19 protein-coding genes and 1 tRNA gene are annotated in these 24213 nt (G+C 48.6%); 12 read left to right on the top strand and 8 right to left on the bottom strand.

The features are described 5' to 3' along the window. Positions 1-71: 71 nt before the first annotated feature. On the bottom strand, positions 72-1523 hold the full coding sequence (locus HMPREF0581_RS00455) for an N-acetyltransferase (protein WP_036379315.1): 1452 nt from the start codon (positions 1521-1523) through the stop codon (positions 72-74). After that, positions 1513-2400: a DUF2156 domain-containing protein gene (locus HMPREF0581_RS00450; protein ID WP_036379313.1), complete on the bottom strand. Its 888-nt coding sequence runs from the start codon at positions 2398-2400 to the stop codon at positions 1513-1515. The genes HMPREF0581_RS00455 and HMPREF0581_RS00450 overlap by 11 nt, the downstream gene beginning before the upstream one ends. 219 nt (positions 2401-2619) lie before the next feature. Here HMPREF0581_RS00450 and HMPREF0581_RS00445 point away from each other — a divergent pair, with 219 nt between their 5' ends. Together HMPREF0581_RS00445 and HMPREF0581_RS00440 are read left to right on the top strand one after the other, a co-directional pair. Next, on the top strand, positions 2620-2820 hold the full coding sequence (locus HMPREF0581_RS00445; RefSeq protein ID WP_009643732.1) for a DUF1858 domain-containing protein: 201 nt from the start codon (positions 2620-2622) through the stop codon (positions 2818-2820). 108 nt (positions 2821-2928) lie between these two features. After that, positions 2929-3585 (top strand): hypothetical protein, encoded by a 657-nt coding sequence (locus HMPREF0581_RS00440; protein ID WP_036379310.1) that lies wholly within the window; start codon positions 2929-2931, stop codon positions 3583-3585. Here HMPREF0581_RS00440 and HMPREF0581_RS00435 read toward each other — a convergent pair. Then, positions 3578-4120 carry a Gx transporter family protein gene (locus HMPREF0581_RS00435; protein ID WP_036379307.1) on the bottom strand — a complete coding sequence of 181 codons (543 nt, stop codon included), beginning with the start codon at positions 4118-4120 and terminating at the stop codon, positions 3578-3580. The two genes, HMPREF0581_RS00440 and HMPREF0581_RS00435, sit on opposite strands and share 8 nt — an antisense overlap. Further along, positions 4101-4478: a NusG domain II-containing protein gene (locus HMPREF0581_RS00430; RefSeq protein ID WP_036379305.1), complete on the bottom strand. Its 378-nt coding sequence runs from the start codon at positions 4476-4478 to the stop codon at positions 4101-4103. Before HMPREF0581_RS00430 ends, HMPREF0581_RS00435 begins: the two co-directional genes overlap by 20 nt. A gap of 41 nt (positions 4479-4519) precedes the next feature. Between HMPREF0581_RS00430 and HMPREF0581_RS00425 the strand changes: the two genes are divergently transcribed. After that, a complete protein-coding gene (locus HMPREF0581_RS00425; RefSeq protein WP_051426853.1) occupies positions 4520-5563 on the top strand; it encodes an FAD:protein FMN transferase in 1044 nt (347 codons plus the stop codon). A 75-nt stretch (positions 5564-5638) separates the two neighbouring features. Next, entirely contained in the window at positions 5639-6472 is an 834-nt protein-coding gene (locus HMPREF0581_RS00420; protein ID WP_242835176.1) for a PHP domain-containing protein, read from the top strand. A 152-nt stretch (positions 6473-6624) separates the two neighbouring features. Here HMPREF0581_RS00420 and HMPREF0581_RS00415 read toward each other — a convergent pair whose 3' ends face one another. Further along, positions 6625-7893 carry an ArsB/NhaD family transporter gene (locus HMPREF0581_RS00415; RefSeq protein ID WP_009643755.1) on the bottom strand — a complete coding sequence of 423 codons (1269 nt, stop codon included), beginning with the start codon at positions 7891-7893 and terminating at the stop codon, positions 6625-6627. 44 nt (positions 7894-7937) lie between these two features. Here HMPREF0581_RS00415 and HMPREF0581_RS08670 point away from each other — a divergent pair, with 44 nt between their 5' ends. Beyond that, the gene (locus HMPREF0581_RS08670; protein ID WP_009643735.1) at positions 7938-8102 is read left to right on the top strand and encodes a hypothetical protein; all 165 of its coding nucleotides are present in this window, start codon (positions 7938-7940) and stop codon (positions 8100-8102) included. A gap of 309 nt (positions 8103-8411) precedes the next feature. Here HMPREF0581_RS08670 and HMPREF0581_RS00410 read toward each other — a convergent pair whose 3' ends face one another. Continuing rightward, the gene (locus tag HMPREF0581_RS00410) at positions 8412-9137 is read right to left on the bottom strand and encodes a hypothetical protein (RefSeq protein WP_036379297.1); all 726 of its coding nucleotides are present in this window, start codon (positions 9135-9137) and stop codon (positions 8412-8414) included. 205 nt (positions 9138-9342) lie between these two features. Between HMPREF0581_RS00410 and HMPREF0581_RS00405 the strand changes: the two genes are divergently transcribed. Next, complete coding sequence (locus HMPREF0581_RS00405; protein WP_009643767.1) at positions 9343-11223, top strand: AMP-dependent synthetase/ligase; 1881 nt, start codon at positions 9343-9345, stop codon at positions 11221-11223. Between the two features lie 30 nt (positions 11224-11253). Next, positions 11254-11805, top strand: a complete 552-nt coding sequence (locus HMPREF0581_RS00400; protein WP_036379295.1) for a hypothetical protein — start codon at positions 11254-11256, stop codon at positions 11803-11805. Here HMPREF0581_RS00400 and HMPREF0581_RS09065 read toward each other — a convergent pair. Next, on the bottom strand, positions 11756-11956 hold the full coding sequence (locus HMPREF0581_RS09065) for a transposase (protein ID WP_083844312.1): 201 nt from the start codon (positions 11954-11956) through the stop codon (positions 11756-11758). The genes HMPREF0581_RS00400 and HMPREF0581_RS09065 overlap by 50 nt on opposite strands. 407 nt (positions 11957-12363) lie before the next feature. Beyond that, positions 12364-12439: transfer RNA gene (locus HMPREF0581_RS00395), tRNA-Lys, on the bottom strand. A gap of 464 nt (positions 12440-12903) precedes the next feature. Between HMPREF0581_RS00395 and HMPREF0581_RS00390 the strand changes: the two genes are divergently transcribed. From HMPREF0581_RS00390 to HMPREF0581_RS08150, 5 genes are all read left to right on the top strand, one after another. Then, complete coding sequence (locus tag HMPREF0581_RS00390) at positions 12904-15390, top strand: zinc ribbon domain-containing protein (protein ID WP_009643772.1); 2487 nt, start codon at positions 12904-12906, stop codon at positions 15388-15390. Positions 15391-15462: 72 nt separating this feature from the next. Continuing rightward, positions 15463-18396 carry a UPF0182 family membrane protein gene (locus HMPREF0581_RS00385; RefSeq protein WP_009643756.1) on the top strand — a complete coding sequence of 978 codons (2934 nt, stop codon included), beginning with the start codon at positions 15463-15465 and terminating at the stop codon, positions 18394-18396. A 29-nt stretch (positions 18397-18425) separates the two neighbouring features. Beyond that, positions 18426-20345, top strand: a complete 1920-nt coding sequence (locus tag HMPREF0581_RS00380) for a type I glutamate--ammonia ligase (protein ID WP_009643769.1) — start codon at positions 18426-18428, stop codon at positions 20343-20345. Positions 20346-20401: 56 nt separating this feature from the next. After that, on the top strand, positions 20402-21673 hold the full coding sequence (serS, locus tag HMPREF0581_RS00375) for a serine--tRNA ligase (RefSeq protein WP_009643759.1): 1272 nt from the start codon (positions 20402-20404) through the stop codon (positions 21671-21673). Positions 21674-22370: 697 nt separating this feature from the next. Next, positions 22371-24128, top strand: coding sequence for an aminotransferase class I/II-fold pyridoxal phosphate-dependent enzyme (locus tag HMPREF0581_RS08150; protein ID WP_009643747.1), 1758 nt, complete (start codon positions 22371-22373; stop codon positions 24126-24128). Positions 24129-24213 lie beyond the last annotated feature (85 nt).

Below are 24213 nucleotides of genomic sequence, written 5' to 3'. Positions count from 1 at the left end.
CGCTTTGGGATATAATGGACAGTAGAAAAAGAAGAGTGGGAGTAATCGAATTTAGATAGCCTATTAAGCTCCTAGCCGAATGTAAATCCCATATAAGGCAGATACTCACCTTGTTCTCCCCCGTATATCTCCGTCAGATCATCGTCGTCGGCAGCAAGCAGACCCAACGCAGCAGTCGATTTGCTGCCGGCTATGCCGGGCATCATGTATTCACAGCTATGCTTGCCGGATCTGGCAGCGAGCGCCTTCGCAATTGCAGTGCCAAGCTCCTTGTCGCCTCCGACTTCACTAAAGGTAAGGAGCTCGGACGCAAAGAGAGAGCCCGGCACCTCGCCGGTCTCACATGCTGCGATCGCAAGGGGCAGCGCATCCCCTGTATCGAGTCCGACATCAGCCGATGAAGCTCGGTTCACACTCGTAGCAGCTTCATCCCGCGCAGCTCGGTTCACAGCAAATCCGACCTCATTCCGCGCAGCCCCTTGCGCCCCATCCGCAGCAGCCTCGGCTGCTGTAGCCACATGCGCAGTGTGCGCAGCCTCGGCGCGCGCAGTCCGCTGCGCCCCATCTGCTGATCCTGCGCATCTGACAGCGCTGACAAGCAGTAGGCCGGCACAGCCCGCACCGGCGGCAGAGCCGGCCACGAATCGAAGCGCGCCCTCTGACAATTTGATGTGGGCGCGCTCCGCTAGAATCGCTTCCCGGTAGCAGTTGTATTTTTCGGGGGTAATATTCTCGAATTTTATTATCCAGTCGTCAGAAACCGGGAGAATATTACCATCTGTATCATCACTATTCGCCTCAGCACAGCTCACAGTCAGGGTATCGGACTCAGCGCAGCCCGCAGCCGCACAGCTCACAGTCAGGGTATCGGACTCAGCGCAGCTCGCAGCCGCACAACCCGCAGCCGCACAGCTCGCAGTCAGGGTATCGGACTCAGCGCAGCTCGCAGCCGCACAACCCGCAGCCGCACAGCTCGCAGTCAGGGTATCGGACTCAGCGCAGCTCGCAACCGCACTGCTTGCAGCCAGTATATCCCTAATTTCGCATTGCGCAGCGGCAAGATCTGCGGCTACGACGCCTTGCTCTGCGTACATGAATTCTCTGTAGCCGAGCGGAGCATAAAAATCTATCAGACTCGGCTCAGCAGGTGAGAGCATCGACAGCTTGCGGCTGCTCTCGGCCAATTCTCTGGCATATACTGTAATATGAGAGCCGTAGCCCTTACCGCGTGCGATTTTATCAGTGCAGATGGCATAGCTGATCTCGATCTGTTTGCCGTCTAGGGAAGACTGCTTCCAGGCGGGAACTACGAGCTGTCCCATATTGAACTGGGTGAGCGCTGCCTGCAGGACTTCCTTGTCATCAAGTGATTCGATGATTACAAGATCCAGATAGTCATCTTGGAAGCAGCTGTCAAAAAAGTCTATAAATTCCTTGTCGTCCCCAAATACTTTTCTGCGCAGATCGATGAACTCGCTGTCGTCGTGGGCTTCTCTGGGTCTGATGATATATTTATTTTTCATAAGCTGTATACTTCATGAGCAATATGTCAGGATGATAGCTCTCCTTGGCCTTGCGGAGACCTTCAATGCCCATGTCCTCCTCGCGGTTGATGTATTCCACGTCAGGGAACCTCTCGGAGATTGCCCTGGCAAATTCACGGTTGACCATAGTATAGCCGCCCTCGACTCCGGGGAGAGCCTTCTCAAAATGGACGTCCATCGTGAGAGGATCGAGCTGCGTTGCTGCTGTAAAAGCAACGGGCGCGCCCTTCTGGTATAGTAGTCCCCCAAAAAATCCGAGTGCCTCGTAGTGCTCGAACATCTGATCTATAGCGTCGGCCTCCCTGACCAGATCCGAGTCGCCTTTCTCCTTGTAGAACTCTGTCACAAAAGCCTTGGCAATTTGTATATCCTTGCCTCCTTCGATAAGCTTGAACTCCCATTCGCCGTTTCTCTCGAAATGCCTGATATGATTGCGCTTGGACGAAAGCTTGCGGCCACGCAGATCGCGGAGCTTCTCGACTGTGTAGATATAATCGGCATCTTCGCGGTTCTCTTCTATGTTGAACTGATCCCCGTAGATTGGTTCAAATTCCTCCATTGTCTTAGGTGTGAGTCCGCGCATCACCAGCCTCTGTCCGCGAGAGTGTGCGTCGGTGCGCAGCTCTTCGATTATCGGCTTCACGTCACCGCTGCCTTTAGGATATGCAAATATATATCCGTACTTCGGCATTCTTATGACTATACGCTCCCTCACGAACGCAATTTCAGGCTCATATGCGTGCCTCCAAATGTATAGATTTGCAAAGCTGTAGTCAGCGCCGTGACATCCGCTTGAGCAAATGACGGTCTTGACAAAGTCTTGATCTTCCAGTTTTACAGGTCTGAATTCTAACATTAGCATCTCCCTTGTGCATCCTTTTTATTGCATTGTGCGATTAGATTTTGCAAAATTGACAATTCATTATAGCACTAAATTTCAATATGTAAAGTGAATTCACAGTGAATTAGTAGGAATTTAAAAATGTACGTAAGAGCTATTGCTTTTATAAAGCCAAAAATGTTAATGTTGCAGTAGACGTTTAGAAATGACATTCGGAAGGGGGATGAAATATATATGGCTACTATCAACAAGGATATGATTATCGGAGACGTTATCAACGAGAACCCTGATCTGATTCAGACATTCTTCCAGCACGGAATGATGTGCATCGGATGCCCGGCTTCTCAGGGCGAGTCAATAGGCCAGGCAGCTGCAGTTCACGGAATCGACGCCGATCAGCTGGTGAATGCGCTCAATGCAGCATTAGAGGCATAGGACATATTCCGATTGGAATTTAGGACTTCGATACGACGCAGGGCATGATTGCCCTGCTTTTACTTTTATAGATTGCTGACAGATAATTGCAGATGGGGATTATAGGGTATGAAGAGTGAATTAAATCATCATTACATAGGGAATTCATATGGCGGCAACCAGGATTGGTTCCGAACCTACTGGATGCGGCTCGGTGGCTGCGGTGCGGAGACAGCGTGCGAGAGCAGCATTTATTTTGCGCGTGAATTTGGCATGACCGAGCTATATCCCTTCGATTGCAAGGAGATAAACAGGAAGGAGTACGTGGATTTTGCTCACATCATGGAGCCATATCTAAGTCCGAGACTGACGGGCATCAACAAGCTATCCATATATGTAGACGGTTACAGCAGATACCTGCGTGATGCCGGGGAAGAGCGGATAGCGGTGGATGCTTTTGGAGGCGATAACCCCTACAAGGTGGCTGCGGAAAAGGTCAAGCTGCAGATAGACGCGGGACTTCCCATACCGTTCCTGACTCTCAGGCATAAGGACAAGCGATATGAGGAGTACGTGTGGCACTGGTATCTCGTCAACGGATACGAGGAGACACTTGAGGGGCTTAAGGTAAAAGCTGTCACTTACAGCGAGTACAAGTGGCTCGACCTGCGCGGTCTGTGGAATACGGGCAGCAAGCCGACTGGCGGCATGATTATATATAAGGTATTAGGACAACAGAGTATAGGACATAACCACGGAAATACAATAGCGAATGCTATTATATAAGCTTCACACGTCTTATCACCATCTCCGACGCAATACCTATAGCAATTCCCGCGACGGTCCCCGATATCATCAGCACCGGCAGATAGTAGAAGATCCTTATATCTTGAATCAGGATAGCTGCTATCATCAGCTGCCCCATGTTGTGCAGGAAGCCTCCGGCCATGCTGACACCGGTGACGCTGAAGATGTCGGTTTTCTTGAGCAGGATCATTCCGATAAGGCTGATTGTCGCACCTGCGAGTGAGTACAGCATGCCAAAAACTCCCGTGAAGAGCAGACCTGCAACTACAACACGAATGGAACTTAACAGAAGCGCATGCTTGGCAGACAGCTTGTAGAGCGCAACCACTGCAACCAAGTTAGCTATCCCTAATTTGATGCCCGGAATCCCCGGTGTATATGGTATAATAGCTTCGACATACGATAGAATTAGCGCTAGAGATGCAAGCAGCGCAACGGTTGCGACACTTTTGCTGCGGCCGCGCGGTGTGCCGAGCTGTGAACCCTTTGAGCGTTTAGCTCGAGACCGAGTCATACCTGTTCGCCCCCTTTCCGCTGATTGCAACGACCACCTTGTTAGGCAGGCAGATGATGCTCTCGCCGGTTTTGCTGATCGATTTATGCTTGACGCATACCTGATTGTTGCACGACGCTTCGGACATCGTCACGGAACCGTGTTTTATTTTGACTATGTTGAGCTTATTGCCTCGCTTGATAGCGATTGTTCTATCCTCGGACAGCTTGTACACACCGTACTCTCTGCCGTCTACTGTCACATTCACCTTGTCACCCGAATGGCTTGTCATGCTGAGCCATACTGATGAGGCGATACCACACGATATGAGGATGATGAAGAGGACAATATCAGCTTTTCTTACAAATCCTTTGATCATTATATGTTATTCCCCGTCACCCCACGATATGAGGTACTACATTGATAAGAATTAAAAGACAAACCATAAAACTTTCATTATTATTCATAATAATCGCAACGGTAATTATAACACAGACCGCATGCCATAACACCAAGGATGTTGAGCCGATTTCAAAGGAGGGCTTCTATCTGGATACTGTCTGCAAGCTATCTGTATACGATATGAAGGGCGGACTGGATGCGGATCGCGCCAACAAGGCTATTGACAAGGCTTACAACCGCTGCCGCGAGCTTGAGAACACGCTCAGCAACACCATCGATTCCAGTGAGGTCAGCCGGATCAACAATGCCGGCGGAAACTGGGTTACTGTAGGGAAGGATACCCTGAAGGTCGTAAAGGCAGGTGTCAAATACGGCGAGCTGTCCGACGGCGACTTCGATATTACCATCGGCTCCGTATCGGGTCTGTGGAATTTTCAGGCGGAAAATCCGCAGGTTCCCGATTCTTCCAAAATTTCCGAGGCACTGAAGCATGTCAACTACAAGAACGTGCAGTTTGACGGCAACAAGATCAGATTGGCTGACCCGCAGGCCAAGCTTGATCTGGGAGGAATCGCCAAGGGTTATGTTGCAGACGAGATAACCAAGGTGCTGGAGCAGGAGGGTGTAACCTCGGCGGTTATCAACCTCGGCGGCAATATTGTGACTATTGGAGGTAAGCCGGACGGCAGCGATTTCGTTATAGGTATCGAGAAACCTTTTACAGACAGGACAGAGATAATCGGTACAACAAAGGCCGAAGATCAGACGGTCGTAACCTCGGGAATCTACGAGAGGCAGTTCAAGCAGGGCGGCAAGATCTATCATCACGTGCTGAGCAGCAGGACTGGCTATCCGGCAGAGACTAAACTTGAAGCAGTCAGCCTGGTAGCAAAGAAAGGTCGTTCGATGGATGTCGATGCTATGAGCACAATTTGTCTTATGAAGGGTGTCGACGGCGGCAAGGCCTTCATCAAGAAGCAGAAGGGTGTCGAAGCTGTATTTAGCGCCGAGGGCAAGGAAGTGGCCAAGACTAAAGGCATGAAGTTTGAACCGGAGAAGTAGCTGTCCTGCAGTTTAAGCAAAGTTTGAATTGAAAGGTTGGTGTAGGCATTGAAGGAGGATCAACTGTTGGTCGACATGCATCTGCACACCAACGCATCCGACGGATCTTACAGTCCGGAGGAGGTCGTGCGCAGAGTGCAGGCGTCTGGGGTGAGAGTATTCTCGCTTACCGATCACGACACGGTAGCCGGGGCGACTCGAGTGGCAGACATGGTTCCGAAGGGGATGGAATTTTACAGAGGGATAGAATTCTCTTGCAAATCCGGCACTATCAAATGCCATATCCTCGGATACTCGTACGATGAGACACATCCGGCCTTCGTAGAGGCTCTCACGGAAGCCGAAGCCAAGCGTGAGGCTAAGCTGGCTATCAGGATAGAGCACCTCAAGGAGGTGAATGGTATAGAGTTGACCGCCAATGAGATAGGTGAGCTGGAAGCGATTCCGGCTGCCGGCAAGCCGCATATCGCCAACATTCTGATGAGGCGAGGTATCCCGGGAACCAGAACTGAGGTTATAAACAGGTATCTGGAATTTGGAGTTGACAACAGGATCCCCGCAGCGCAGGCGATACGGGCTATCCGAAGGTCCGGGGGAATTGCCGTCTGGGCACATCCGCTGGGTGGTGAGAACGAGAAGCACATGGGCAGAGCCGAACTCGAGAGTAGACTGGATATCCTGCAGACCCTCGGAATTCAGGGTCTCGAATGCTACTATTCCAGATATGACGAAGCGGAGATATCCATGCTGATCGAGATGGCTCGAGAGAGAGGCTTGCTCGTCAGCGGAGGCAGCGACTTTCACGGAAAGAATAAGAATGTGTCGATCGGTGAGCTCAATACCGCCGGAAAGCCGGTTTACGATTCGGATTTGAGTCTGATAGAGGTGCTCAGGAAGCTTGGTAAATAGCAAGTTAAATAAAGCCTGCTCTTAATGACTGCTATGCGGAAGATTGATATTGCTGCGGCAAGTCGGAGCAGGGGCAGCATCGTTTAGATGCAGTCGTTAAATTCACAAAAAGAGGATATAGACTCACCTTTGGTGAATATTTATATGTCTGCCTAGCTGTATACGAACCAGATAAATACATATCCGACTGTAGCAGCCGTCAGCGTAAACGGAACACCGATCTTCATGAAGTCGGCAAAGGTTACTATCTCGCCGTTCTTGCGGAGAATCCCCACCGCAGTGATATTTGCAGATGCTCCGACCGGAGTGAGGTTGCCGCCCAGCGTTGCTCCGCAGAGCAACCCGAAATACAGCATTGTCGGGTCGATACCCAACGAAGCGGTTACACCCTGCAAGACAGGGAGCATGGTTGCAACGTATGGGATATTGTCGACAAATGCCGAGATGAGTATTGAACCCCAGACGATAATAGTGTATAGGAGAAACATATTGTTCCCACCTGTGCGCACGATAAGATTTGAAATGTCTCTTATCACACCTGCTTCGGTAAGCCCGGCAATTATGATAAACAGTCCGAACAACAGGAGCAGTGTCTCTATATCCGCGCCGTTCAAAGCTGCGATTGTACGGTCTCCATCTCTTGTTCTCGCATAGTCGATAATGATGGAAACGACTGCAAACGTCATGCAGATGGCGCCGTTCGTCATATCCGGCTTGTTAGGAAAGAATGACACGAATATCAGTGTTGCTATCAATCCGATCAACATGTAGGTTGGAACTATATTCTTGATCTCAGTAAATTCTTTAGCCTCAACAGGTTGTTTGCTTTTTCTAAATAACACCATCATAACAGGTACTGTCGCAAGAGCTCCCAATTCAACGGCAAAGAACATCCCCGGTTTTCCGTGGAATATGAAGAAGGATGAGAAATCCATCTTTGCATAAGAAGCGAGCATCATTGAAGTCGTATCTCCAACGAGTGTTGCCGCCCCCTGCAGATTTGAAGAAACTGCGATCGATAGAGTCATCGGAACCGGAGATACATTGAGCTTGCGGCAGATGGCGAGTCCTACAGGCGCAACCATTAGAACCGTTGCAACATTGTCAACAAATGCGGAAATAAATCCGGAGAAAAGGGACATGAAGATGATGACCATCATCATGTTTTTTGACCTGTCCAGAAGTATGTCGGCAAGCTTGTTCGGCATCTTTGAATCGATGAAATAATGCACGAGAATCATCGTGCCGGATATCATCAGCAGGATATTCCAGTTCACAGATTGAATCGCAGTGCTCAGTGACATTACACCGGCTATTAAAAAAACCGCTGCTGAAATCAACGCGGCATGCACGCGGAATTTCTGGAAGAAGATCATCACAACGTACATGAGTATAAACATCACAATTACTAAAATTTTCATAGGTTGGATTTTATCATAAAAGAATCTGAAAAGGGGCAGTGTGAATGAAAATTTACAATATTCCGAGCACAACAATGAAGAATGATTGCGCTATTCACCTACCGAAGAAACAGCCTTCCCCGCCGGGAATCTGTTTTGAAGAACGCCCGGCAGGAAAAACCTATAATATAAATAAGCTTGTTTTAGGCAGACCTTATGAATCTGACTAAACTGCTGTATTATTGAAGAGTGGGCAGAAACCGAAAAAGCGGTTCTTGCCCATCCGTAATTTTTAACAAATCCTATATCAGCGCTTGTAGTTTGCACAAAACATGTACAGTCTCTTATTTTAACAAAAACTCCTGCTGCTGTAAGCGGCACACAAGCCGGTGGTAAGCACGTACAGCTTCTTATTTTAACAAAAACCCGCATCAGCTATATAAATCTATAGTATAGAGGTTTATCGTTTGACATCCATTCGGCGCTAGGATCATGGGAGCCTTTGCTTGTGCAAATGCCAACATTAAAGCCCTAAAAGCTTACCAATTTGTCGCGATGTCTATCTGAGTTGGATGACTCGCTGCAAAACCTCCTGTATCACAGACGATTCCGGTTCCAAGTGATGTAGCAACCAGAGAACCCTTAGGGTGTTTATTATAGTTAGCAGCAACCATTACATATTTGCCGAGCATCTTAGCTCCATCTGCTCTGACCCAGTAGTCTGAGGACGAATACCCGTATCTGCTCATAGCAGCAACCACTCTCGACATGTTGAGGTTGTAGTAAGTCTCCTTGCCCGAAGGTCCATTGTTGGTGCCTCTGGACTTGCTGAGAATGCTTCCGTTGTAAGTGTAAGTAACAGAGCCGTCACGGCTTGAACCACCTGCTTTAGCCTCTTCTGCAGCCTTTTTCCTGGATTCTTCCTTCTTCTGTTCTTCGGCTTCCTTGATCTTGCTGTTTCCGGTTGCAACCAAAGGAGCTGAATACGTGCTGGCGGTCGCATGATCAGCGACCCTATCTGCTGCTGCATCTGCTATGTTAGGAAGAGATACGGAAGCAGCATCGACAGCAACTTCGATCTCAGTGCAATCTGGAATGTCGGATTCCTGCTTGTGCTGAGCAGTTATCTTAGCGGGGATGCCGGTACGAGTAGAATCAGATTGAGTAGCAGCTGCAACATACTTGCTCGTAGATACTACGAAAATGAGTAGTAAGCATATGAGTGACACGATGTGTGCAGTCGTTCTAATCTTAGTATAATTCATACAGTCTCCTTACGTTCAGAATAACTTACAGAGCTGATTGTACCAAACACGTCTAAATTGAATCTAAAGTCTGTGTGAAAATTCCGCACACAAAGCGATGCGAAAGTTTCGTACAAAGAACGTGCGCCTTATTTTTATATAAAATTTGTGATATCATATAGGACGAAACTCTGAAAATAGGGAAAACGAGCAGGGGGAGCTTGCCATGAATGAGAACAACAGTGTGATTGAAGCCGGAGCTGCAGCAGAATCCGTGTCAAAGCCGTTTGGGGCAAATGACTTCATTGAACGAAGGGGCTCGGAATGCGGTCGTTATTGGTACAAGGATATCAGAGAGATGACTACGCTCAAGGATCTGCTGAATGGTAGCGTAGAGCGATACAGTGAGAGAGCGGCCTTTTGGGTCAAAGCCGAGAGAGGTGGAGAATATCTGCCCATCTCGTATGAACTGCTGGCTCACGACGTTGAAGCACTTGGAACTATGTTGCTGCAGTTAGTCGATGACGAACGCCGCGTTGCGGTTATCGGCGAGGGCAGCTATGAGTGGATTGCTTCATATCTGGCAACCATGAATTCGGGAATGGTTGTCGTACCGATCGATAAGGATCTCAGCGGAGATGAGATCAAGAATCTGCTGGATGCTGCAAACTGCCATACGGTTGTGTGCTCGGCAGAATGCGCTTTCAAGCTGTCAAATATCATCACAATCGAGAACCTGATAGTCACCGAGTTCTACGGGGATAGAACGTCTCTCGACGCGAAGCCGGAATCGCTGCTCAAGGATACAAGTGCATTTGAAAGAATCGGTAGAAGGTTATACCGCTGGAGAGATTTGTTAATGCAGGGCGAAGCTGAGCTGAAGAAGGGTAACACTGCATTCACGGATGCAGAGCTTAATCCTGACGACATGGCGGTAATCCTGTTTACATCGGGAACGACCGGCACCCCTAAGGGTGTGGTGCTCAGCCACCGAAATATCACGGTCAACATCATGGACGTGTGCCGTATCGCCAACATCCATCCGTGGGACAAGACGCTGTCAATCCTGCCTATCCATCATACGTACGAATGTACACTGGGAATGCTGCTGGTACTCTACCGCGGAGCCAGCACAGCGTTCTGCGAGGGCATGAAATATATAGTTAAGAACATGCACGAGGCGCAGAATACCGTAGTCATCGTAGTACCGAGGGTGCTGGAGATGATTCACGGTCGCATCATGAAGACTATCAAAAAGTCCGGTAAGGAGAAGACGTTCAGGAGAGCCGTTAAGGCTAGCCGCAATGCACGCAGGTTCGGTATCAACGTCAGCAGGACAGTATTCAAGCAGATTATCAACGAGCTCGGCGGCAAGCTGCGCATAGTTATCACGGGAGCTGCAGCACTGGCACCTGATATTTGCAGGGATTTTGAAGACTTCGGTATCATCGTGCTTCAGGGCTACGGTATGACGGAATGCACGCCGCTGATCACAGGCACTCCGCAGAGCTCTGCTAAGACCAGGTACGATAAGTCAGGCTCGGTTGGAGTTCCGGTCGAGACAGGTATCGTGCGCATCATCAACCCGGACGCCAAAGGTGTCGGAGAGATCATCTACAAGGGGCCAAATGTCATGCTTGGTTACTACAACCTTCCCGAGGAGACTTCGGCAGTGCTTGAGGACGGCTGGCTGAGAACCGGGGACGTCGGATATTTTGATAAGGATGGTTGGCTGTTCCTGACAGGACGCGCCAAGAACGTAATCGTCACAAAGGCCGGGGAGAACATTTATCCGGAGGAAATCGAGGATTATATCAACAGACATCCTTATATCTCCGATTCGATGGTTTTTGCGTCCGGCAAAGCCGAGGACGTGGTTGCAGTGCAGCTGCTGCCTGACAAGGATGAGATAAAGTACGAGCTCGGTAGCGTTCCGGCGGACGGTGAGCTGGAGACATTGCTCAAGGGCGTGATCACTGAGCTGAATATGGGACTCGCCCCATTCAAGCGTATACGCGAGGTCTACGTGCGCAAGGAGGACTTCGTCAGGACGACTACGCGCAAGATAAAGCGACAGGACAACAAGCTGGAGAATTTGAAATTGTAGTAGAAGGATGATATTAGTGGATAAAACAAAATGAAGAGGTTTGAATTTGTAGCCGGGACATCAAAGGATGATATTGTTATGGGGTTATGCTTGCCGGTAAGTATTTTGCTTCCCGCGCTGACAACTTATTTGATAATATTTTATTCAGAAATGTATGCTTCTTTCAGAAGCGCACCGCTACTCTTTAGAGCTTTTGTATTTGTGCCGGCACTGTATCTGACATATTTTTTGATTAAGAAAGCTCGGAAAAATGCAGCAAATAAATTTGTTGTGAATTTAGACGAGCTCAGTATAAGAATTTGGAAAAATGAAAAGGAAGTTGTGTCGGGTAAAATCCTGTCCTGTAAAATAAAAGCTTCAAACGATAAGCTGGTCCATGTAGATATAGGAACTGAAGAAGATAATATATCATTTAGAGCCAGGCCAAAAGAATACAGAACTATTACAGGGAATACGTCGTTCAACCCTTTCGGAACAGGTACGGTATCCGATATGGAAACGGTATTGGCTTTGGGTGTAAAAATAAAAAATACTATTGAGAAACAAGTGTTAGATGATAATGCATATGTGGCAAAAAATTAAAAAATAGAAGGCCATTCGGCAAAAGGAGCTTAGCTGCAAGAGCATGATTAATCATTCGTATGACATGAAAACTGTCAACGCAAATCACTGCTTTAGGAAAATACTCAGAGACAATATCTCTATAAAGTATTCCACATATCAATACTAACATACTTAACTGACAATCTTGTGCATTTATGAACTAATGAGAAAAATCGTAGATTATGCTGGAGTAGTTACTACATCGAGGGCAAACAGCAGGTTTAACTTGTAATGTAATAGTTACAAAACTCTCATTACCGCACGATATAATATCCAGTTGTTCAATATATGCTGTTCCAGGTTAAACATATTTATGATAAGTTTTTTCGTATATTTATTAAGTTCCTTTCATGCTTTCTCGATTCCCCAAAAATGATAGCATGGCAAAGGGAAAAAGCACCGCACTTACACCACAAAAGCTGACATAGGCACGGTGTATTTTAGACCCCAATCTGCGGAATAGCTACCCCTTAAACCACAAAGAAAGGTATAGACCCAGAAAAACACCGCAACTCATTGGAATTGCGGTGTTTTGCGTGGTGCGTGATCAGGGGTTCGAACCCTGGACACCCTGATTAAGAGTCAGGTGCTCTGCCAGCTGAGCTAATCACACATATTAATTTGTCTGCCTGACAGCTTATGTATTCTAGCATCGATTTAATATCTCGTCAAGCATAATAATGGGATTTTTTGAAAAAAGTATCCGCCTGTATCCGCCGGCAACAATAAAGATTGCTAAGAACTACCGGCGTTGATCCAAGATCATGATCGAGCCGGTGCGCTATTATACAGCTATATAAATGAATTGGCGGAGACAGTCAATAAAGCGTGGGAGCAGCACCATCGCCGCGGTGCAATTAAATAGCCTCGGAATCGAAACACAAAAGGATAGTGCAAAATCAGGATAATTTACCGATAATTAACTCATATAGTGCGCAAATTCCACTAATTGCAAGCGAAATCTTGATATTAATATTTCCTTGATGTATAATTTCCAATGAATCTTTATAGAAGATTAACAACCGGGCATGCTGGATGGTATATCAAGTGTGTGCTTAAGCAATTTGGGAGGTAATAATGTTCTGTAGCAATTGTGGCAACGAAGTAGCAGAGGGCGCTAGATTTTGCAGCGTATGTGGTGCAAGAATCAATCCCGATGCAGAACAGTCAGTACACGAACATACAGCATTTAGTTCGTCGAATACAGAAGGAAATATGATGGACAAGAGCGAATCTTCTACGAAGTTCGACTTTGGTTTCGGAGCTGTAGACTCCGAAGTTACAGCGCCTAAGAAGAAAACCGGCTCAGTCTCTTCAGTCTCTTTTGATTGGAGCTCGGTGATCGAGGAGAGTCATAAGAAACCTGTGAGAAACGTCAGATCGCCTTGGGAGACAACCGGCATAGACGATGGAGACACGGAGACGGCAACTCATTCGTTCAATGCATTCAATACCGGGTGGGAAGCGCCTAAGACAGCCGAGCCCGAGGTTAAGACCGAGACAGTTGATCCGCTCGAGGAAATGATTAAGCGCGATTCTGCCGCTGCTCCGGCAGCCGGGCGTGGACGCACGATGAATTTTATCGAGGTTATGAAGCAGGAGAAGAAAGAACGGGAGAAGGCGGCTAAGGCAGCTGAAGATGCGTCGACTGCTGACGATTTTGACTACAGCGAACCGATTCTTCCTGACGCAGACAGAGAACATACACATGGTTATACAGAACTCAAGGATGATATAGTTGCTGAGCTCGAGCAGAACGAGAAAGCAGCAGAATCAGGTGAGAAGGAAGCTTCGGATAGACTCGATGCAGCTTCGGCTGATTTCGATGAGTATATCAACGCTCGTCGCAAGTCGCACGAGGAGGTGTTCCGGGCAGAGCCGCCACATAACTTTGTTGACGACATGGTTCACGTTTCAGCGGCTGAGACCAGAGATGAGTTTAAGCTTCCGGAGGATGAATTTGAGTCCGAGCTGTCCAAGTTTATGCACGGAAGCGATGACAAGGACGAAGAGCCGGCAGACAAGACCGACGATGACCTGTTTAACTTCGATGTAGATATCAAAGACACAGATGAGGACGAAGAAACTTTAAGTCAGTATCTCGACTACGTGACGCCAAGTAGAGTCTCACGTGCCGAGGAGCGTGCAGCTGAAGACGTAGAGCTTGACGATGAGGATGACGACGATGAACCGGAGACATTCTCGTACGATGAGGTTACAGACGACAGCAAGGAACCGGAAACAGAGTATGATCTCGCACCTAAGACAGAGCTTAAGGATGTCGAGGTTGATGATTTCACGTTTGGTGACGAGGATATAGATGTTCCTTATGATGAGCCGGTGAACTATTCCGAGCTCTATATGGGGGACGCTTCCGGTGATGAAGTGAAGTCGGCAGAGACTAAGGTTGAAGCACCTGTGGTTTCAGCAGTAGAAGCTGAGACGGATGTCAAGGCGCCGATTACACAGGCTTCTGAAGCGGCAGTTGAGGTTAAGGCCGGGGCAGCAAATGGTGCAGTAGTTGCAACGGCAGATGCTGAGTCTGCAGTAGCTAAGGAAATCGAGAGCGAGATTGCAAATCTTCAGAGGAGATTAGCTGAGCTACTCGGCAAAGATCCATCTGAAACTGTTGAGCTGCCGTCTAGAGACATCGTATCAGTTGAAGAGCTGACAAACGAGCCGGTTGCAGCACCGACTGCTGCGCCTGCAGCCGAGACAAAATCTGCAGCAGCGCTTGGCAAGGACGCTTCGACCGCAAAGGGCGGACTTACAAGTGCAGAAACAGAGCTTGCCGGACTTGGCTTTGACACTATAGATGGTGAACCGGATGAAGAGGCAAATATACTGTTCTCGGCAGATGATGTTGCAGATGCTAATAATTATGCAGTTGCTGATGATACAGATACTCCGACGCAGGAAGAGGTTATGTCGATTGATGACCTTCAGAAAGACCTCTTTGGAGAAGACGTAGATGACAAGAGTATGGAGGCAACTCGTAAGATCGACAAATTCTATACTCTATATCGCAAGAACGAAGAATTCCAGCAGCTGCTCGATGAAGAGTACAAGAAGCTGCAGGACGGAAGCGCAGATTACACTTTGATGGAAGACGTGCTTGCGGACTATCAGGATGAGAACGAGACTGAGGAGACTCCTGCAGTTGAGGGTCATCATGAGACTGTTGAGGCTGCAGTTAAGGCAGAGTCGGCTAAGCTTGAGGCTGCTAAGAATGAGGAAGGATCAGAGCTGAGCATGAGTGCAAACGTGACTGAGCCTGTTACGCCTGCCACCACCTTGGTTAGCTCACCCGTTCAGAAGGCTGTTATCGCAGCAAGTGCAGCAGATCCTACAGTTGTCGATGACGACGATGATGAAGAAGTAGGCAAAGGCGGTGTGCTCACTGTAATAGCGGTAATTGTAGCGATATTACTGGTTCTGCTGCTGGTGGTAATACTGATACTCAACTTTGCACCGGATAGCGGTATCGCCCAACAGATTAGCGGAATCATTGGAAAATTTACAAATTTCGCATCGCTGGGTGATAAATCTGAATTGCTATTGTAAGGGTAATTTAAACGTAAATGCAGCGGCAGGCTTAACAGCTACCGCTGCATTATGTGGTTTTTGGAGAAAATCATGCGTATACTGGATAATTTTGGAAAATTTAAAAGGTCGGAGGACCACTCAGGTAAAAAGAAGCGCGGCAAGAGATTACGTAGCGTTCTGCTGTTTGTGCTTCTGATTCTGATTGTGCTCGGCACCTGCGTAGGCTTCCTGACTGATTGGATGTGGTTCAGCGAGCTGGGCTTCACGAGGGTATTCTGGACACAGATTCTGACAGAGGTTAAGCTCGGTATTCCGATATTCATAATCGCCGGACTACTGGTTAGACTGTACCTCAACAGTCTTCGTAAGGGCTATTTCAGCAAGATAGAGTCACATGAGATTCCCAACATGCACAGACTCAACGTGCTGTCTTGGGTGGTTTCAGTGGTGTTTGGTCTCATTGCTGCAGTTGTTTCCGCCACAAACACATGGCAGTCATTCCTGATGTTCGCAAATTCTACGAAGTTTGGCCTCAAGGATCCGATATTCGGATTGGATATATCTTTTTATGTGTTCAAGCTCGAGTTCCTTACCAAGCTCAACTCGATTGCGATTTTCGTTATCGTCGGAGTCGTAATCGTAACTCTCATCTACTATGCAATCCTGCTGTCCGTCAGGACACCGGATATCTTCGACAGATTCGATAGAGATGATAATTTTGAGGAGTTTGGAAATACAGCTGACGAGGAGCGTGAGAACTACGACAGATCGGATAACAGCATACCGTTTGAGCGCAGAGATCCCTTCGAAGATATGGCTCGCAAGTTTGTCAAGGGCGTCACCAAGGAGAACAGGAAGGGAAGAGCGAAGAGGCGAGAGGTCAACCGCCTCAACATCGATCATCTGTTCAGCCTGGCGTCCGGAAAGGCGATGATTCTGGGTGTTATCTTCTATATCATGCTCGGAATACATTTTGTGCTCAAGCAGTTTACCCTGCTGCATGCACACACAGGCACGGTCTATGGCGCAGGATTTACAGATATCGCTATTACCCAGAAGGCTTATATCTTGATAACAGTTCTCTCCGTTATCGGAGCTGTCACGCTTGTCAGACACGTGCACAAGAAGGAGTATCGGAAGCTGATAAGGATCCCCGCTATCATGATTGGCGTACTGGTTATCGGCACTGCACTCAAGCTCGGTGTACAGAGCCTGATAGTAACTCCTGACGAGATCAACAAGGAAAGCAAGTATATCAAGAACAACATCGAGTATACGAACCACGCGTACGGACTTGACAAGATTAAGGTGGATTCCTTTGCAGCGGATAACAATCTGACTGCAGCGGATATTGCTAACAACAAGCCGACAATGAGCAATATCAGGATTAACGATTATGAGCCTGTAAAGGATTATTACAATCAGACGCAGAGTATACGTCAGTACTACGACTTCAATGACGTCGACGTAGATAGATACGAGATCAACGGCTCAGAGACACAGGCCTACCTTTCGACTAGAGAAATTAACGAGAACAAAATCAGCGACACATGGATCAACAAGCATCTCAAATACACTCACGGGTATGGAGTAGCGCTGTCCAAGGTCAACTCGGTTACGGCGAACGGACAGCCGGATGTAATGATCAAGAACATTCCGCCGGAGTCAAGCATACCGGAGATCAAGATCAGGAGACCGGAGATATACTTCGGTGAGCTCACCAACAATTACATCATAGTTAACGGCGACGAGCAGGAGTTCGATTATCCGGACGGAAATGCTAACAAGTATACCAGGTACAAGGGTAAGGCGGGCATTAAGCTCGGATTTATCAACAGGTTGCTCTTCTCCATAAGAGAGGGCAGCATGCAGATGCTTGTGTCGTCGAACATCAACAAGGATTCGAGGATCATCATCAACCGTAACATACTCGAGAGGGTTAACAAGATTTTGCCTTATCTCGACTACGAGAAGGATCCATATATGACAGTTGTCGATGGCAAATTATATTGGATTATTGACGCTTACACGACCAGCAGCAACTATCCTTACTCTGAACCATATTCCGGTCAGATTGGAACGACGAACTATATCAGGAACTCAATTAAGGTTGTTGTAGACGCTTACAACGGCGATGTGAACTACTACGTGGTGGATAACAACGATCCTATTGCCAAGACGTACGCCAAGATATACCCAACGCTGTTTAAGAGCAGTGATGAGGTTCCTGCGGGAATCAGGAAGCATTTCAAATATCCTTCGACGCTTCTCAATATTCAGTCCAATGCTTATACCAAGTATCACATGAACGAGGTCAAGGTATTCTACCAGAAGGAAGACATGTGGGACGTTGCCCATCAGATATACGGCACGAAGGAGAAGCAGATGAGCTCCAGCTTCTTCATCTTCAACCTGCCGGGCGAGAAGAAAGCGGAATTTATCAATATGATTCCGTTTACACCTAAGTCCAAGCAGAACATGACAGCCATCATGATGGCGCGAAATGACGGAGATGAATACGGCAAGCTCGTCGTGTACAAGCTGCCTAAGAACAAGACAGTGTACGGTCCTATGCAGGTCGAGGCGCAGATAGACCAGAACTCCGAGATCGCCAAGGAATTCTCGCTCTGGAATTCGTCGGGTACAACATATAGGCGCGGCGACATGTTTGTAATTCCTGTAAATAATTCCATCATGTACGTCGAACCGGTATACCTTGAGGCTTCTAACCAGGCAATTCCGGAGGTCAGAAGAGTTATCGTTGCGTATGGCGACAAGATTGCATACGCATCAACACTCGATGAGGCGCTGGAGAACCTGTTCGGTGATGGTGCCGGGAATACAGGCAGCACAAGCAGTCAAGCAGCGTCGAGCGGTAACTCCGGCGCAAGCAAGGACGAGCTGATTGTCAAGGCCAAGGAAGCTTACGATAACGCCATCAAGTCGCAGAAGGAAGGTGACTGGAAGGCTTATGGAGAATATTTAGATCAGCTGTCAGGATATCTGGATCAGCTTACCAAGTAATTTGAACTTTATTAGATAAGGAGAGAGACATGATAAACTTCGATCTGGAGAAGATGCTCTTTACAATTCCGGCTGATGAGCATGGGATTGCGTCGGTACAGGAGGTGCTGAAAGCGCACCCCGAGGTTAAGTTCGTATCATTTGCGGGAGTAGACCTTGGAGGTCATTTCACAGATGAGAAGATTCCAATCAAGACGTTCATAGACGATATGGGGAGAATGCTGGAAAACGGAGTTCAGACGGACGGATCCAGTGTTGCGCTTCCTGAGATTGCCAACCTTGCAAATGCCAGAGTAGACATTCTTCCGGATAAGGAAGTCAACTGGTACGTTGAGTATAATTTCAGCAACATGGATTATGCGACAGGTCTGCCAATCGGAACTTTGAGAATCCCATCATTCCTCAGACACAACAACGACAGAATGGTCGGTTCGCGTATATTCTGCAAGGAAGCGATAGATAAGTTCGCAAGCAGGCTTGTGGGACTGCTTCATAAATACCCGTACGTTGTAGATTATCTGGACGGCATCAGTTCAGTGGATGACATCGACGAGATAACGCTGACCAGTGCGACAGAGCTGGAGTTCTGGGTTAAGACACCGGACGACAAAGCGGACAGAGATCAGCTGTCCACCTCACAGGAGCTCAAGGAACAATATTGGAAGAGGACTATCGGACCGGTAAATACAGCCCTCGAGCAGACCCTTGAGATTCTCGACCGCTACGGCTTTGGCGTAGAGATGGGACACAAAGAGGTCGGCGGGGTCAGAGCCAAGATGGGCAACTCCGGAAATTACGACCACATCATGGAGCAGCTGGAGATAGACTGGAAATTCTCGAGCCCGGTTCAGGCTGGAGATAACGAAGGTCAGATCAAGCACATCGTCAGAGATGTGTTCCGCGCAAACAACCTCGAGGTAACCTTCCTCGCCAAGCCGATGCCGGGCGTGGCAGGCAGCGGAGAGCACACTCACCTAGGCGTATCGGCTAAGCTTAAGTCAGGCGAGATGGTCAACCTGTTCGAGTCAAAGGATAGACGGAACGAGTACATGAGCCCTGTAGGCTTTGGAGCTCTGATGGGAATCCTCAAGAATTACGAGCTGCTCAATCCGTTTGTGGCACAGACTCACGATGCGTTTAGAAGGCTCAAGCCGGGATATGAAGCTCCGGTCTGCATTGTAACTTCGCTCGGTAAGGATTGCGTGACACCGTCCAGAAACAGAACGGTTCTGATCGGCCTGGTGAGAGACCAGAAGAACCCGATGGCTACCAGATTCGAACTCCGATCGCCTAATCCGCATAGCAACACATATCTGGTTGTCGGAGCTGCATTCATGCTTATGCTCGACGGAATCGAGGCTGTCCTGGCGGCCGGCAAGACACCAAGAGGGCTCGCAGAGTCTATCTCCAAGAAGGCCGGACAGGCGGACTTCTATCTGGAGAGGGACAGAGAATACAGGACCGAGCTCAATGTGTTTGAATGCTTCACGAAGGAAGAGAGAACACGTTTGTTCGGAAAGGCTCCGGCTACAGTGTGGGAGAATTTGAGAGCATTTGACACGACCGAGGAGGAGATTGCCAAAATCACCGGCGGAGATGATACCGCCAGAGACGTGGTGATGTCGTACCGTGCTCAGATGTCGATGAAGTGGGTGATGGAGTACCGCGATAGGATTCTGCCAAATTCGATGGATTTTGTCAGAAACTGCAAGAAGAGACACAATGAGCTTGAGGCAACCGATTATGATATAATGAACTGGAGAAGAGTCAATGCGCTCCGAATCGAGCTCGGCAAGGACTCCATCGACAGCAAGTCGCTTCTGACACTGGCACGCGAGGCTCTCGACAACCGTGACTACGATGCGGCTGCTGATTATGAGCTAAAGATTCAGGAGATGGTCGAAGAGCTGAGGAGTGCATACAGCACTTATATAAAGAATCTGTTTTAAATATTTAAGTAATTCAGGAATGTACCGGGAAGATGCAGGAAGAGGGAGGTTACGAAATGCTTGACGTCAAGAGAGTCAGAGAGAATTTTGACAGCGTTAAGGCTGCAGTCGAAAGACGCGGCAAGGGTGATTTCGGCATAGACAATGTGCTAAAGCTTGATACGAGGAGAAGAGAACTTCTCGCAGAGGTGGAGCAGCTCAAAAATAAGCAGAATACGGCCTCTCGCGAGGTGCCTAAGCTCAAAAGGGCAGGCGAGGATACTTCGGCGCTGTTTGCGGAGATGAAGGAACTGAGTTCCAAGATCAAGACTCTGGACGCAGAGGTTAGCAAAGTGGAGGATGAACTGCACAATGCACTGCTCAATGTCCCTAACACCCCTAATCCTGATGTGCCGGAGGGGGTGGACGATACAGAGAACCTCGAGATGCGCAAGTTCGGCGAGCCGACCGAGTTCAGCTTTGAGCCAAAGGCACATTGGGATATCGGTACGAATCTCGATATCCTTGATTTCGAGCGCGCTTCCAAGATTTCCGGCGCGAGATTTACAGTATATAAGGGCATTGGCGCTAAGCTCGAGAGAGCGGTTATCAATTTTATGCTCGACCTCCATACCGAGGAGCAGGGCTACACCGAGATACTGCCGCCTTTTATGGCTAACCGCGATGCTATGACCGGAACAGGTCAGCTGCCCAAGTTTGAGGACGACATGTTCTACGTGCCGGCCAAGGATTTATTCTTGATCCCGACGGCCGAGGTACCTGTTACAAATCTTCATTCAAATGAAATCATCGAGCCGGAAGATATGCCTGTGTACTACACGGCTTACACGCCATGCTTCCGCAAGGAGGCAGGCTCCGCAGGCAGAGATACCAGAGGACTGATCAGACAGCACCAGTTCAACAAGGTCGAGATGGTCAAGTTTGTAAACCCCGACAACTCGTATGAAGAGCTGGACAAGCTGACGCATGATGCAGAGGAGATACTGCAGAGACTGGGTATCCCTTACAGAGTGGTTAGGCTATGCACAGGCGACCTCGGATTCTCTTCAGCTATGACGTATGATATCGAGGTATGGATGCCGAGCTACAGCCGCTACGTAGAGATTTCCAGCTGCTCAAACTTCGAGGATTATCAGGCGAGACGTGCCAATATCCGCTTCAGAAGAGAGAAAAAGGCTAAGCCTGAGTTTGTTCACACTCTCAACGGCTCCGGCCTCGCAGTCGGCAGAACAGTTGCAGCAATTCTCGAAAACTTCCAGCAGGAAGACGGCAGCGTAGTAGTGCCGAAGGTGCTTAGACCATACATGGGAAGATCTGTTATCGATTAACTTGCGAATCCTGTACTCCGAAGCATCCTTACATGTTTAGACCGTACATGGGAATAGCTGTTGTCAGGTGGCAGATTGTCTGTCGATCCTGAGCGGATTATCTGTAAGTTCGGTGCCGGATTGTGTGTGACGCCAATGCGTGACAGTTATGTCTGTACAGCAGAGGTTTATCTGCGGTTCAGCAACAGACTGTTTATCAGTTCAACGGCGAATTGTCAACAGCGAATTGCCCGGAAGTCCGGGGATGTGTGCCGAGCCGGTAATCGGCATTGACCGATACAGTTTAAATTGAATGCGAATGAGGTTCAAAGGACGATGGATAAGCTGGTCACTGACCGATACAGTTTAAATTGAATAATCACAGCTCGTACACGAGTTATATATGCACATATACGCACCTACCTTTGGAAATGCGACGTAAGCACAAGGATTGGATGACCCATAAGGTCGCATCTGTTCTTTGTGCTTTTTACTTACAAGAGCAAGAACAAATTGCGATGCATACTTTAGTATCAATGCGCACAATTTGTAAAAATACACATTGATTTCAGGAACTGCATTTACGGCATCGTGCTGAGGGGGATGTGCAGTCCATGTATCGGCTGCAGAAACACACCTCAACGTGATGTATACCAACCAAAGCTGCGTGGCAGCTGAATTGCTGAAACGGAGAGCGGGAGGCGGAGGAATAGAAAATATGAAAAATAAAATAAGTCTTACGGATTTTCTGATATATCACAAGGAGTCACGCCCGATTTCGTTCCATATGCCGGGGCACAAGGGCAGGAGTACGCTGTACGGGATATATGGCTTTGGCGACTTCGTCAAGACTGTTATGGGCAATGATATAACCGAGATCCCGGGTGCGGACGCGCTGCAGCAGCCGCGGGAGCGCATCAAGGATATTATGAACGGCTACGCCGGTCTGTACGGGGTCAAACACACCGAGCTTCTCGTAAATGGAAGCAGCACAGGTCTGATGGCGGCTATTCTGGCCACTGTTCCAAGGGGGGATACTCTGCTGATGGGCAGGAACTCGCACAAGTCAGTTTATGGGGCTCTCAGGCTCGGGGGTATAAATCCGTCCTATATAATGCCTGAGCTTGATGAGGAGACCGGCCTGCAGCTGGGATTGGATCCTGACAGGATAGAAGCAGCGCTGATGGCGGATCCTATGATTAAGGCCGTGCTGGTGACCAGTCCGAATTACTACGGTGTGCTGTCTGATATTGAACGGATTGCTGATATTGTTCACCTGCACGGCCGCATCCTTATTGTGGATCAGGCGCACGGTGCACACCTCAATTTTTTTGATTACCTGAGGCGGGACGGTGCGCCGCAGCCCGCTGGCAGCAGTCAGGGATTGAGGGGATTGGATAGTAGCAAATACGGCAGGGCTGCTGCCGGTGGCAATAGCGGCAATCCGAGTTCTGATCCCGAGAGATTGATACTATCTGCGGGCTGCAGAGCGGCAGAGAATTGCGGAGCCGACATCGTTGTCGACAGCACGCACAAGACTCTGCTGTCCTTTACCGGCTCCGCAATTCTCAACATCTGCACCGAGAGGCCGGATGTTCCGCGAATAGCTGAGCTCATCCGCATGCTGCAGACAACCAGCCCGAGTTATTTGCTGATGGGCAGCCTCGACATCAATCAGCAGATACTCAGAATGGACGGCTACAATCTGGTCAAGAGCTGGGCAGCAGACGTCGAATATTTCTACCGCGAGGCTGCCCGGATCCGAGGGCTCAATCTCATCCGGCGTCCGGAACTGGACAATACCAAGATAAATCTCACAATGTCAGCCCTCGGCCTATCCGGAGATCAGCTGGCGGAGGAGCTCCGGAAGCGGAACATCTGGGTTGAACTCACGCACGGCGGCTACGCAATGATGATGACCGGAATCGGCAACGAGAGAGGCGACTACGAGGATATGCTGGCCGCCCTGCGTGAGATCTCGGTGCAGTATAGCGGCGGAATCCGCCGCACCGAATTGCAGGATTCCGATTCGGCGGGGGCTTCAGGTGGCAAAATTGCAGATTCCACCTCTAAATACACGAAGGCGGATAGCAAAATTGCGGAAGTCGCTTTGCAGATCGAGAAGGCGGGTAGCAAAGCCGCGGACTCCGCCTCGCAAGCTGTGAATTCAAGCAGCAAAGCCGCGGACTCTCCATCTCCTGCCCGGAATCCCGCGCTTTCGGCAATGCTGGAGCAGCGCGGAATTCCGGACAGATATGAAACCGTGCCGCTTTACAGCGCAGAGGGGAGAGTCTTATATGAATCTCTGGTCCCATATCCGCCGGGCAGCCCTATCGCCTGCCCGGGTGAAGTGCTCAGCAGAGATGTTATCTTGTACGTCAGAGATCAGTTAGTAGCAGAACATGTGGTTCTCGGAGTAGATGAAGAGGGAAGAATAAAAGTTGCGCCTGAATGTGAAGATTTCAAGGAAGTTTAAGATGACTTATACGTATTTTTGATGTATAATTTCTCTTATGCAATGGATATTATTTGTACGAATCTAAGAAAGGAAGGGTTCTTAA

It is taken from the genome of Mogibacterium timidum ATCC 33093 (assembly GCF_000525775.1).
Lineage (GTDB): Bacteria > Bacillota > Clostridia > Peptostreptococcales > Anaerovoracaceae > Mogibacterium > Mogibacterium timidum.
Note: the sequence above shows the minus strand (reverse complement) of the source record. Positions and strands in the feature narration are given on the sequence as shown.